The 12,272-nt window shown below is 59.0% G+C and carries 12 protein-coding genes and 1 pseudogene; 7 read left to right on the top strand and 6 right to left on the bottom strand.

The window, feature by feature from the left end; all coding sequences use genetic code 11:
* Positions 1 to 372 precede the first annotated feature (372 nt).
* Positions 373 to 792: a hypothetical protein gene (locus ACGLHR_RS21770; RefSeq protein ID WP_400096310.1), complete on the top strand. Its 420-nt coding sequence runs from the start codon at positions 373 to 375 to the stop codon at positions 790 to 792.
* A gap of 118 nt (positions 793 to 910) precedes the next feature.
* Here the strand turns inward: ACGLHR_RS21770 and ACGLHR_RS21775 are convergent, their stop codons facing one another.
* Both ACGLHR_RS21775 and argH read right to left on the bottom strand, forming a co-directional pair.
* Positions 911 to 1,873 (bottom strand): Bug family tripartite tricarboxylate transporter substrate binding protein, encoded by a 963-nt coding sequence (locus ACGLHR_RS21775; protein ID WP_400096311.1) that lies wholly within the window; start codon positions 1,871 to 1,873, stop codon positions 911 to 913.
* 31 nt (positions 1,874 to 1,904) lie between these two features.
* Positions 1,905 to 3,428, bottom strand: coding sequence for an argininosuccinate lyase (argH, locus tag ACGLHR_RS21780; RefSeq protein WP_400096312.1), 1,524 nt, complete (start codon positions 3,426 to 3,428; stop codon positions 1,905 to 1,907).
* Between the two features lie 157 nt (positions 3,429 to 3,585).
* On the opposite strand from argH, the gene ACGLHR_RS21785 reads away from it, so the two are divergent.
* Positions 3,586 to 4,479: a LysR substrate-binding domain-containing protein gene (locus tag ACGLHR_RS21785; protein WP_400096313.1), complete on the top strand. Its 894-nt coding sequence runs from the start codon at positions 3,586 to 3,588 to the stop codon at positions 4,477 to 4,479.
* 171 nt (positions 4,480 to 4,650) lie between these two features.
* On the opposite strand, the gene ACGLHR_RS21790 is transcribed toward ACGLHR_RS21785, so the two are convergent.
* The gene (locus ACGLHR_RS21790) at positions 4,651 to 5,037 is read right to left on the bottom strand and encodes a nuclear transport factor 2 family protein (protein WP_400096314.1); all 387 of its coding nucleotides are present in this window, start codon (positions 5,035 to 5,037) and stop codon (positions 4,651 to 4,653) included.
* A gap of 159 nt (positions 5,038 to 5,196) precedes the next feature.
* Between ACGLHR_RS21790 and ACGLHR_RS21795 the strand changes: the two genes are divergently transcribed.
* From ACGLHR_RS21795 to ACGLHR_RS21815, 5 genes and pseudogenes are all read left to right on the top strand, one after another.
* On the top strand, positions 5,197 to 5,772 hold the full coding sequence (locus ACGLHR_RS21795; protein ID WP_400096315.1) for a TetR/AcrR family transcriptional regulator: 576 nt from the start codon (positions 5,197 to 5,199) through the stop codon (positions 5,770 to 5,772).
* A 380-nt stretch (positions 5,773 to 6,152) separates the two neighbouring features.
* A complete protein-coding gene (locus ACGLHR_RS21800) occupies positions 6,153 to 6,308 on the top strand; it encodes a hypothetical protein (RefSeq protein WP_400096316.1) in 156 nt (51 codons plus the stop codon).
* Entirely contained in the window at positions 6,286 to 7,584 is a 1,299-nt protein-coding gene (locus tag ACGLHR_RS21805) for an MFS transporter (RefSeq protein ID WP_400096317.1), read from the top strand. The genes ACGLHR_RS21800 and ACGLHR_RS21805 overlap by 23 nt, the downstream gene beginning before the upstream one ends.
* Positions 7,585 to 7,665: 81 nt before the next feature.
* On the top strand, positions 7,666 to 8,181 hold the full coding sequence (locus tag ACGLHR_RS21810; RefSeq protein WP_400096318.1) for a GrpB family protein: 516 nt from the start codon (positions 7,666 to 7,668) through the stop codon (positions 8,179 to 8,181).
* A 56-nt stretch (positions 8,182 to 8,237) separates the two neighbouring features.
* Positions 8,238 to 8,432, top strand: a pseudogene (locus tag ACGLHR_RS21815) (thiolase C-terminal domain-containing protein); the annotation flags it as partial.
* Between the two features lie 158 nt (positions 8,433 to 8,590).
* On the opposite strand, the gene ACGLHR_RS21820 reads toward ACGLHR_RS21815, so the two are convergent.
* From ACGLHR_RS21820 to ACGLHR_RS21830, 3 genes are all read right to left on the bottom strand, one after another.
* Complete coding sequence (locus tag ACGLHR_RS21820; protein WP_400096319.1) at positions 8,591 to 10,057, bottom strand: NAD-dependent succinate-semialdehyde dehydrogenase; 1,467 nt, start codon at positions 10,055 to 10,057, stop codon at positions 8,591 to 8,593.
* A 91-nt stretch (positions 10,058 to 10,148) separates the two neighbouring features.
* On the bottom strand, positions 10,149 to 10,877 hold the full coding sequence (locus ACGLHR_RS21825; RefSeq protein ID WP_400096320.1) for a haloacid dehalogenase type II: 729 nt from the start codon (positions 10,875 to 10,877) through the stop codon (positions 10,149 to 10,151).
* A gap of 12 nt (positions 10,878 to 10,889) precedes the next feature.
* Entirely contained in the window at positions 10,890 to 12,254 is a 1,365-nt protein-coding gene (locus tag ACGLHR_RS21830; protein ID WP_400096321.1) for an aminotransferase class III-fold pyridoxal phosphate-dependent enzyme, read from the bottom strand.
* Positions 12,255 to 12,272: the final 18 nt, after the last annotated feature.

Genomic DNA, 12,272 nt, shown 5'->3' on the forward strand with positions numbered 1-12,272 from the left:
GTGGGCGCGGTTTCGGCATGGTGCACCTCCTGTTTACTCAAGATAGGCACTGTCCGAAAAAGCGGGTCATCTCCAGTCGAGCCGCAGCAAGAGGTCAGCAGCGGTCGTAGTGTGCGCTGAGCAGCGCGTTGCTCCGGAGGGTTCAAGTCCCTCTGGCGCCCGGATGGGGGCGCCATATCCGAAAGCGGGGGGTAACGCCTCGCTGGCCAGAGAAAGAGGGGCGAGCGAGGCCCCCTGCCATGACCATAATGCATCCACTATAGGGCAGGTACGTTTCTTCGACGTCGGCTGTGCGCCGGACTTCGGTCATTCGCTAGCGACTTTGGGCGATAATGCCGACCCGCGTCGCAATACGGGCTCAAGAAACAACCCATGAAAAAAATGACAACGCTCTTTCTGGCGTTTACAGTCGCCGGCTGCGCAAGCTCGGCGGCGCCGAACTTCGTGAACGGACGATATTACATGGCAGGCGATTCGACATGCGAGCGATACAGGGTCCTTTCGCCAAGTCGAATCATGTGCTTGAACTCGGACGGTCAGGCAATCGGATACAGAGATGCAATGACCGATCAGCAGTTGCAGATGTATCAGTTCAATCAGCAGATGACGGTCCTGCAAATGCAACAGCTCAATGCGCAATTGCAGCAGCAAAACCTGCAGCAGCAGCAACAGCAGAACGCATGGCGTCAAATGCCGCAATACGTGGCGCCGCAAGCTGCGCCTCTGACACCACAAGACGGCAATCAGATCCGCTGCATCAACACTGGGCCGGTTACCAGGTGCCAATACTAATGAAGGCGGCAAAGGCATAGCGAGCCGAAGAGCGTCACCGCAGGCGTGGCTCCGAGACTTGGTGATGCCGCGTGATTAAACCCATCAGCGCGATGACGAAGAAATTCAGTCGAGCCGGCTAGTCAATTTGGACTTTCGCATGCTGAATGACTTCTGTCCAACGCTTGGTGTCGTCGTTGATTAGCTTTTGGAGGTCGGCAGCCGTACCTGGCAATGGGCGTGCGCCCTGAGCAGCCAATTGCTGCATCGTGGACTTTTCGTTCGCAATCGAGATCACGGTATCCTGGAGCTTCTTGATCACCTGCGGACTTGTATTAGCCGGAGCCATCAAGGCAGACCACGATTCTGTGTTCGCATCCTTGATACCCAACTCATCAAAAGTTGGAATTTCAGGAATCGCTGGGCTTCGCTCTTTGCTCGCAATGCCTAACACGCGAACTTTGCCCGGCTTTATATAGGGTTGCACCGTTGGAAGATTGACAAAGAGAACCTGTACCTGACCAGCCAGAAGATCTGCAGTAGCAGGGCCAGCACCTTTGTACGGAACATGGGTGAACGCTGTGCCGGTTCTGAGCATGAACAGTTCTCCGAGCATGTGGTTTGCCGACCCCATCCCGGCCGATCCCATGTTCAACTTTCCTGGATTTGCCTTGGCATACCGTAGCAATTCGGCCATATTCTTGGCCGGGGTGGTTTCTGACACCGCCAACACATTCGGGACAGTAGCAAATAGCGCGACAGGCTTGAAATCTCTTGACGGCGAGTAGGGCAGGTTCCTGGATAGTAATGGCTGAATCACTTGATTTGCCGGCGTTGCGTACAAGAGCGTATAGCCGTCAGATTTCGCTCTCGCAACATAGGCGGCTCCGATGTTCCCTCCGGCTCCGGCTCTATTGTCGACAACAACCGCTTGACCCAACACTTCTGACATCCGTGTGGCAAGAAGGCGCGCCGTGAGATTGACAGTACCGCCGGGTGCGAACGGGACGACAAGATTAATTGGTTTGTTCGGGTAAGTTTCAGCGTTTGCGGCCGAAAAGATACCCGTGGCAAAGGCGAGAACTACGACGAACCTGGACATCGCTCGATTCCTCGGTTTAATAGGCATTGATTTACGCTCGTTGGTTGGACCCGGACGAAACGAGCGCGCGTGTACGCTGTTCCAACAACGTCTGAGCTTCGGCGAGTCGGTGACCAACTGCATCGATTGCGTCTGCTCTCTTTTTGAGCGAGAGTCTTTGCTCGCCAATGCGCTGGAGGACGCCATCCGGCGCCGGCGCGCCAAACGACTGACGCGCAGCAACGTTGCGAATCGGATCCAGGCATTCGCCGATATCGTCTTCCGACAACGAGGCCCGTCGCCCCACCTGTTCGAGCGCTGCAGCATCGATCATTTGGGCAGTAATACCCGTAGCAGGGACCCCTTGATCAAGCGCTTGCCGAACGACAGCGCCAATGATGTGATGCGCGTCGCGGAACGAAAGATTAGCATTTCGGACGAGCAAGTCGGCCAGATCGGTGACAGCCGAGAAATCTTGCGCAGCACGGTCTGCCATGCGCAGGCGATTGGGCTCAACACGTTCCACAAGCAGTTTCATCAGTTCGAGCCCCTTTACTGCTTCTTCGCAGCTGTCCCAGCACGTCCTTGTGCTTTCCCGGCTGCTGTCACCCGAGTGCGTGAAATGGGTGGCCTTTACTGTCGTAAGTGCGGCTGACGTTAGTCCGATCAGATGGGAAGTCTTCCCCCGCAAATACTCCAAAACGACCGGATTCTTCTTTTGCGGCATGATGCTGGATGTGCCGGCAATGCTGTCGGGGAAGGACAGGAATCCGAACTCCGGCGTTGACCAGATGTAAAAATCCTGCACCATCCGGCTGCAAGTGATCATCATGATTGAGAGCACTGCACTCAGTTCCAATGCGAAGTCGCGAGATGCAACCGCGTCTAGCGAGTTCGGCATGGGTCGGGAGAAGCCCAACAGCAAACTGGTCGACCTTCGATCGATGGGAAACGAGGTGCCGGCCAAGGCACAAGCACCAAGTGGGCAACTGTCTGTCGTTTCCAGGACACGCAGGAGGCGATCAATATCTCGGGACCAGGCATCGACCAGTCCCGACAGGTAATACCCATAGGTGATGGGCTGCGCAGCCTGCATGTGCGTATATCCAGGCATCACATAGGTAACGAATCTCTCTGCTTGCGCCACCGCGGCGGCAGCGACATCAGTCAATGCCCTGCTGATGCGTAGAATGAACGCACGAGCGCGAATACGATCGTTGGTGGCGCCCATATCGTTGCGACTGCGGGCTGTATGCAAGCGGCCACCGACGTCCTGACCTACCAGCTTAATCAGATGGGCTTCGTAGTTGAAGTAAGCATCTTCTCGTGCTGCGTCGAGTTGAACCGCTTCGGGACCGTCCTCTTGCATCTTTATCAAAGCTCTAGCCAGGCGAATCGACGTCTCCCGGTCGAGAATGCCTTGCTCGTGAAGCATCAACAGGTGCGCAAAATTGATTTGAGTCAGTATTTCAAAGTTCTTCGCGAAGAATTCTCTCGTCGTGCGGGGCTGGAAAATGTAATCGATAACCTCTTTCGCGGGAGGTTGTTTGAGTCGACGGCTAACTTTTGATTCCATGATGGCAACACTCTATTAATGGGTACGACCAGTTTGGAATGAAGCCGCTCATGCGTCAAATCAGCGTCTCGCTGCTATCCATACAAAAGTGATATGGTAAGATTTGGTGCACAGGGTCAGAGAGGATCTGCCAAAATGTGCGCTTTTGGAGCCTCATATGAACTTTAAGCAAGTCGAGGCGTTCAGGGCTGTGATGAAGACGCGTTCGATGACCACGGCAGCCGGACTCCTCCACACCTCCCAGCCGAATGTCAGTAGATGGATCTCGCTCCTGGAGCAGACGGTTGGGTTCGCACTATTCCAACGAATCGGGACACGGTTGATTCCTACGGCGGAAGCGGAGGCATTTTATGCTGATGTGGAGCGCGCATTTCTCGGGCTGGAATCCCTTGGCGAAAGTGCGGATTCAATTCGCCGCCGAGGGACCGGCTTACTCCGCGTGGGCGCAGTAGGTTCGATTGCGCATTGTGTGTTGCCAGACGCTATTCTGATTTTCAGGGGTATGTTTCCGGACATACCGATTGTGGTTAATATGGGGCGGTCTGAGGTCGTCGCAAAATGGACGGCGACTGGTTTTTGCGATGTCGGATTTTGCTCTATTATCACTGATCTGGCGAGCCTGGATTTTGAACTAATCAATACTGCTCGCGGTGTGGCAATCGTCAATAGTTCGCATAGGCTGGCCACGCATGATGTTGTATACCCAAGCGATTTTGAAAATGAGCACTTCATATCGCTGCCTATGGGTAGCCCCAACAGAAGCCAAATAGATCGTCACTTTCCCAATGACCTTAGGCATCTTTCAATCGAGACGCCATACGCCTCAACAATTTGCACGATGGTTAGCAAGGGCCTCGGCACGTCTATCGTAAGTCCGATAGATTCCCGAGCGCTTCGGATACAAAATGTTTCCGAGATACCTTTTTCTGAAGAGGTTCAGTTCAATAGCTACGCCGTGACATCGGACCATTTTCCAGTGGGATTCCTGGCTAATCGGCTGACAGACTGTGTGCGCCGTAGCTTCGAGGCCCTAAGGCATCCAAAAGGCTGATCTGGACCCTTGATTTTCCCAAAGACCCCAACTGCCAAGGGAAGGCGCTATGCAACGGCCCACGCGCCCGCGCGGCAGCCGCCGTTGCCACGCCCTTCCGCGTTGCCAGGTAGGCGTGAATCGGGTCCGACGATGGCCGCGCCGCCGCGGGCGCCTTACCTCCGGCACCCCCTAAGGGAACATCGCATTACCGTTGACGGCTTGCTGTGCCGGCACTTCCTCCTGCAGTACGTCCCAGTGCTCGACCAGCTTGCCATTCTCTAGCCGGAAGATATCGACGGCGACCATCGGCTTGGCCGTCCAGCGGACGTAGCGGCCGTGGATCATGACCAGCTCACCGTCGGCAACAAGCATGCCGGGCTGATAACTGAAGTCCTCGGGCAGACCCGCGATCATGGCCGGTATGGCCTCCCTGCCGTTGGGAATGAGGGGATTGTGCTGGACATAATGCTCCGAGAAGTAATGCATCACGCGAAGCGGTTCGCGCTCCACGAAAACAGCCTTCATCACCTCGGACACGATTTCCCTGTTGCGCGCCTGCACATCGGCTTCGATCATCGACAAACTCCGTTTCAAGATTCAGGAATGATCAACCAACGTTTCATAGTGATCGCTATGCAAGTAGAGTAGGGGATTGCCGTCAAGGTGTCAAATACTTTAGTATCGATCACTATGAAAGTTACTCCTGCAAGCCGCCCCCCCAAGACGGGGCGCCCTTTGTCCTTTGATCGTGATGCCGCCCTGGAGGCCGCGATGTTGCTGTTCTGGCGCAATGGCTATGAAGCGACGTCGATCAGCGATCTCACCGCCGCAATGGGGATCACCCCACCGAGCCTCTACACCGCCTTCGGCGACAAGAAGCGGCTGTTCCTGGAGGCGGTATCGCGTTACCTGACCCGGCCTGGGCTCGACGTGCAGCAGTTCCTGCCTGCCGCCCCATCGGCGCGGGAAGCGATTCGACGCCTGCTCGATAGCGCGACAGTCGAGCAGACCCGCAAGGGCCTGCCGCGCGGCTGCATGCTGATGAGCGCGGCGGTCGGCTCACCCGCCGAAGGCGAAGTGCAGGAAGCCGTGATCGCCTTGCGCGGCTTGGTGGAAAATACCCTGCGCGAGCGGATCGAGCGCGGCATCGGTGACGGCGAACTCCCTGTGCACACGGACGCCGCCGCGCTGGCGAGCTTTTATCTTGCCATCCTTCAGGGCATGTCCACCCAGGCACGCGACGGAGCCAGCCGCAAGAAGCTGGGCGCTCTCGCTGACGCCGCAATGGCGGCGTGGCCCGGGCGGGCGTAAGCGCTAACCGGTGCGAGGCCCAACTGCCAGAGACATTCCGGGGTTCCTTTTGTGGCTGCTTGATCGAGAAACGGACGCAAGCAGCCGCAAACACGTGAGCGTGCATCGGCATCAGCTGGCTGACTTCGGCCGACCAAGGGCAGGGGACGGTCGACGTTTGCCGACCCTAACCGGATGTCCAGAGGTACGAGCGAGTGAGCGTATGCGTCCGAAAGGTGCTTTCGCTTCGATGAGGTAGGCCTCGGAACCTCAAATCCCATTTTTCACCTACACTTTTTCCGCGCTGACGCTGTATTCTGTTACCGTTGCCAGGTGAAGCAGCCCGCACATTCGCGGGGGCACCTTTGATTGGTTTTCCGAGGCTGTGTACGTGGTCCTCCATGTCCAAGAACTTCAAACGCGCCTATCGGGCTGAGATTTTTTCACCCCTGCTGAAGATCGACTTTTTCAACAGTATCGTCGGCTTACTGGCGGCCGCTTGGGCGGTTCTCGCGAAGCCGTCAAGCTACGAAAATGCTGGCCGAATCTGGTCGTAATGGTTCCGAGGGCAGCGACCGAACCCTGCTGTATTTCGGTTGGCTGACCCTGTTCATCTATCTGGCAACGCCGGCCGGTTTCCTGATTGATATACAGACGTCGTACATACTCAAGAACCAGTTGCATGCGACGGCGACGCAGATCTCGACATTCCGGCTGGTGACGGGCATACCAGTTTACATTGCGTTCGCTTTTGGCCTCGCGCGCGACCAATGGAACCCGCTGGGAATGCGGGATCGCGGCTTCTTCCTGATTTTCGCTCCGGCGACCGCGGCGGCATACATCTGGATGGCATTTTCAGGTTTCTCATACGCGAGACTGGTCATCGGGATGCTGCTGGCAATGCTGTCGTCCCGATTTATCGCCGCAGCCTATCAGGGGTTGATCGCTCTGGTGGGCCAGGAGAAGCTCATGTCCGGGCGCCTGAGCGCTCTGTGGAACGTGGTCGGCTCCGTCCCGGTCGTTGCGGGAGCGTTCGCTTCCGGGTACATCTCCGATCATCTTGCCGCGAAAGAAGCCTTCTTCCTGGTGGCGATGGTCACTTTATTGATTGCCGTGTTCGGGCTCTGGAAGCCCATTTCCGTCTTCGGCGATGCCTACGAGAAGCCGCAAGCCAGGGGCGCAGATCTCGTTGGGAATGTCAGGCGGCTGGTCAAGCATAGGGCCGTTTATCCAGCGGTTCTCATCTGCTTTCTGTGGAACTTTGCGCCAGGATCGGCCACTCCGCTGCAGTTCTACCTGACCAATGAGCTGCATGCATCGGATTCCGTTTACTCGTACTACAACGGGATCTTTGCCGCCGCGTTCATCCCGACATTTTTGCTGTATGGCTTTCTGTGCAAGAAAGTATCGCTGAACAAGCTGCTGTGGTGGGGAACGATTGTCGCAGTGCCGCAGATGATTCCGCTGGCATTTATTCACTCAGCCAATCTCGCGCTTGTATTGGCGGCACCGATAGGGCTGATGGGCGGTGTAGCCACGGCAGCCTACTTCGATCTCGCGATGCGGTCCTGTCCGCCAGGCTTGCAAGGAACCTTGATGATGCTGGTGGATGGCGTCTTCGCGCTCTCGGCGCGTGCCGGCGATCTTTTGGGCTCATGGATCTATAACAGCAGCCCAACGCACGGATTCACATATTGTGTGATCGCGACGACCGTGGTGTACGCACTGATCCTGCCCTTGATCCCGCTGACGCCGAAGGAATTGATTGCTACCAAGGATGGCGAACCGAACCCGGAGGTCGAGGCCGAGGTGTTGAGAGATCCAGAAAACTGAGCGTATATAGACTCCCCGCGACTCCATTGGTAGCATTTAGTTGGGACTGGCAGCTCTTGGCTGCCGGACAAAGGAGACACATTGACGCTCACCAGCAAAATTTCCCGCTATGACAGCGAATGGCCTGCTCTTTTCGTCACCGAGAAGGAACGCATAGCGAAGGGCCTTGGCGCTGAACTTGTCGATATTTATCACGTCGGAAGCACCGCTGTTCCAGGACTCGCGGCCAAGCCAGAGATCGACCTCTTGGTTGAGGTCTCAGAGCATCGAAACGAGGCAGCCCGAAACAGTTTCATGGGCGTACTGGGTTACGTTCGGGGAAGCGATCTTTCAGCAGGGCACCATTTCTATCGTCGCGATGTTGATGGGGTGCGAACGCACAAGGTGCATGTATGTATTAGTCGCCACTGGCAAATTGATAGAATGCTCCGATTTCGCGATCTTCTTAGGAGCGATGCCGTTATTCGACAGCAGTATCAGGATTTGAAATTTGAGCTCGAAGCAAGCAACCGTGGCGGCATCGCTGAGTACCTTGCGCTGAAGGCCCCCTTTATTGACGCCTTGATGGGATCGCGTCCGAGTTCAGCAAAGCAATAAAAACAGAGGCGCCATTCTGCCGACTCGGACAGCAAGCCGAGTCAATCGGAACACGCGCGGAAGTGCATGACGCCAGCGCCATCGGCGAAGTGATCCAGGTAGAGGCACTCGGCCTCTGCGAACCCGGCGAGGGCGGTCTGGCAGCGGAGCGGGGCGATACGAGTATCGGCGGGCGCATCCCCGTCAACACCTCCGGCGGCCTGCACGGCGTGGAAGAGGCAGTGGCCTGCCTGACCATTCTGGGCAGGTAAACGGGCAGCCGGCGGGGAGGCGGTGGTATGGCATCCGCTCAAGCACCCGTCACCGCCGCCGCCTCGGCTCCCCCATCGCGCAAGTCGCCAAAGAACAAAAAAGTACCGCCAGTGGCGGTAGTGAAAGCACCGGGAGCTATCCGCCCCAAGAGCGCGCTTTACGTCTGCACAGCCGGCGCGATGTCCAGATGCAGCGTTTGCACTTCGAGGAACTCTTCGATGCCGTGATGGGAGCCCTCGCGCCCGAGCCCGGACTCCTTGACGCCGCCAAAGGGTGCGACGGCCGAGGATATGACTCCGGTATTGATGCCCACCATCCCATATTCGAGCGCCTCACCCACGCGGAACACGCGGCTCAGGTCATTCGAGAACAGATAGGCCGCCAGCCCGTAAGGGGTATCGTTGGCACGGCGAATGACCTCCTCCTCGGTCTCGAAGCGGAACAGCGCCGCGACCGGGCCGAATGTTTCCTCGGTCGAAACCCCCATCTCGTCGGTGGCCCCCGAGAGCACCGTGGGCTGGAAGAACTGCTCGCCACGCGCCGAGGACGCGCCGCCGAGCAACAGTGTCGCTCCCTTGGCGAGCGCGTCATCGACGTGCGCGGCGACCTTGACCAGCGCAGCGCGATTGATGAGCGGACCGATGGTGATGCCATCCTCGGTACCGACGCCAACGCGCAGCTTGCCGGCCTCTTCGGTCAGGCGCTCGGCAAAGCGGTCGTAGATGCCCGCCTGGACGTAGATGCGATTGGCGCAGACGCATGTCTGGCCGCTATTGCGGAACTTGCTCGCCATGACGCCGGCAATGGCCGTATCAAGGTTGGCATCGTCAAACACGATGACCGGCGCATTGCCGCCAAGCTCCATGCTGACCCGCTTGACCGTATCCGCGCATTGGCGGAGCAGCAGCTTGCCAACGTGGGTGGATCCGGTAAACGTCAGCTTGCGTACCGTCGGATTGGCGGTGAGTTCGCCGCCTATGCCCTGCGGCTGTCCGGTGACGATGTTGAGCACGCCATCGGGAAAGCCCGCGCGCTTGCCAAGCTCGGCCAGCGCCAGCGCGGAGAATGGGGTCAATTCGGAGGGTTTGACCACCACCGTGCAGCCCGCGGCCAGCGCTGGGGCCAGCTTGCGTGTGATCATCGCGTTGGGGAAATTCCAGGGCGTAATGGCTGCACAGACGCCCACCGGGGTCTTGCGCACGATGATGCGGCGATTGGACTGCATGCCCGGAATGGTCTCGCCGTAGGCGCGGATGCCTTCTTCGGCGAACCACTGGACGAAGGCGGCGCCATACAGAATCTCGCCTTTCGCCTCCGCCAGCGGCTTGCCCTGCTCGAGGGTCATGATGAGGGCGAGATCGTCGGCATGCGCCACCATCAGCGCGTGCCATTTGCGCAGCAGCTCCGCGCGCGCGTGCGCGGTAAGCGCGCTCCAGGCCGGCAACGCCTTGCTGGCGGCCTCGATCGCATCGCGCGTGTCTTCGGCCGCGCAATCGGGGATCGTACCCAGGGTCTCGCCTGATGCCGGGTTTAGTACGGGGAGCGTGCGACCGGAGTGCGCCGGTGTCCAATTGCCGCCGATAAATGCTTGTTGGCACAGCAGTGCCCGATCGTTCAGATTCATGTCGTGACATCCAGGTGGGTGCTCGGCTGCGCCGTTGCACAGCGCGCCCGGAACCTCCGGGCGCGGTCTGGTAATTCTGGTCAGAGCCCTGTCAGAGCCCGCTTTCAGCCTCGTGTGCCTTGGCCATGTCGATCATGCTGTCAAAACGGAAGTCGTACTTCGGCGTGCCGGGAGGCGGCATGGTCGCGCCCCAGCCCTTGTCCGCATGCCGGCGATCGATCCAGGCGGAGGCTAGGCCAAAGGCGTTGGCCTGGGCGTGATCATGGAACAGGCTTTGTGCCGTATGCAGGATGTCGCCTTTCTCCAGCCCCAGGTCTTGCTTCAGGTGCTCAAGCAGATACTCGAAGTTGCGCGGGCTCGGCTTGTAGGATCCGATATCCTGCGCGGTGTAGATGGCGTCGAACTCCACCTGCAGGCGGGCGTTGCTGGCCCGGAAGGAAATCCGGTCGATATTGGACAGGATCACCAGCTTGTAGTGCTGCTTCAGGTATTGCAGCGCCTCCACCGAATCGGGGAAGGCGGGCCAGTCGGGCACCGAGGCGCCGAAGGTATTGGCTTCCTCAATGGTGACCGCGACCTTCCATTGCTCCGCCAGGCGCTTGTAAACCACGGCGAGCAGCAGGGAGTAGGCCAGCGCGGGCGTCTGGATTTCCTGTTCCGCTTCGTGGCGCGCGTAGATCTCGAGGATTTCGTCGCGGCTCTTTGCGCCCAGGCCGGCTTTCTCGATCAGGGGCTTGAGGCCGTTGTAGATGCCGGTTTCCCAGTCGATCAGCGTGCCGTAGCAGTCAAAGGTCAGTACCTTGAAGTCTTTCAGTTTCATGATGGCTCCTGGTTAGAAGGACTCTGCGAACGCCCGTTTGAGGGAGGTTTGCAGGATCTGGATCAGTGTGTCGATATCCGATTCGGTGTAATTCAAGGACGGCGCGAAACCGAGAATGTCGTCGGGGAAGGCGCGCAAGACCAGGCCATCCTCCATGGCGTGCCGAAACACGCGCTGCCCGAGACGAAGCGCCTGTGGCGGTTTCTGCCTGGTGCGTTTGTCGGCGACCAGTTCCACTGCCGCCAGCAAGCCTCGGCCGCGTACTTCGCCAACATAGGGCAGGTCTTCCAGCGACTTCAGGCGGGCCTGGAAGTAACTGCCGACTTGCTTGCCGTTTTCTATCAGGCCCCCATCCAGGTAGAGGTCGAGTGCGGCGTTGGCAACGGCGGCGCTGACCGGGTGCCCCGCATAGGTCTGGCCGTGGCCCAGCGCGGTGCCGTCGGCGCCGGCGTCGGCTATGCCGGCATACAGTGCCTCGGTCATCATGGTGGCGCTCATCGGGGCATAGCCGGAGGTGAGTCCTTTCGCGAGCGTGAGGATGTCCGGGCTCACGCCTTCGGCTTCACAGGCGAACATCGGACCGGTGCGGCCGAAGCCGGTAATCACCTCGTCGACGATCAGCAGGATGCCCAGGCGGTCGCACGTGGCGCGCATCGCGCGCAGGAACCCAGGCGGCGGAACAATGACGCCGCCCGAGCCCTGGATGGGCTCGCAGATGAACGCTGCCACGCGATCCGCCCCGATTTCGTCCACCTTGGCCTCGAGGGCCCGGACCGTGCTCGCCAGCACCGCTTCGGGATCCGGGCCATCGGGATGGCGGTACGGGTAGGGCGACGGGATATGGTGCTGCCGCGCCGTCGGCACGTCGAAATGGCGGTGGAACAGCGGCAGGGCGGTGAGCCCGCTGCCGGTGCTTGAACTGCCGTGGTAGCCGCGCTGCAAGCCGATGAAGTGCTTCTTGTCCGGCCGGCCGGTAGCGTTGAAGTAATAGTTTGTCAGCCGGATCGCACTATCGACCGCGTCGGACCCGCCCTGGCCGAACACCACGCGCGTCAGGCCGGCAGGAGCCAGCGCCGCAAGCCGGGCGGCCAGGCGGATAGCTGGTTCGCTGGCGAAATGGAAGTAGCCGGTGGCATAGGGGAGTTGCTGCATTTGCTCCTGCGCTGCCTTCACGAGCGACTGCTGGCCATATCCGGCATTGACGCACCACAGGCCGGAGAAGCCGTCCTGGACCCGTCGCCCTTCGGTGTCGACCAGGTGAATGCCCTGCGCCGATTTCCAGATGGTGGCGCCGCGCGCTTCATGCCCGCGCAACGGCACCACCGGATGCACCCAGTGACGGCGGTCCAGTTGAAGAAGATGTTCTGTTTCCGACATGCTGAAGACTCCTGGTGC

Origin of the sequence: Cupriavidus sp. CuC1 (assembly GCF_044627735.1) — a bacterium.
Lineage (GTDB): Bacteria > Pseudomonadota > Gammaproteobacteria > Burkholderiales > Burkholderiaceae > Cupriavidus > Cupriavidus ulmosensis.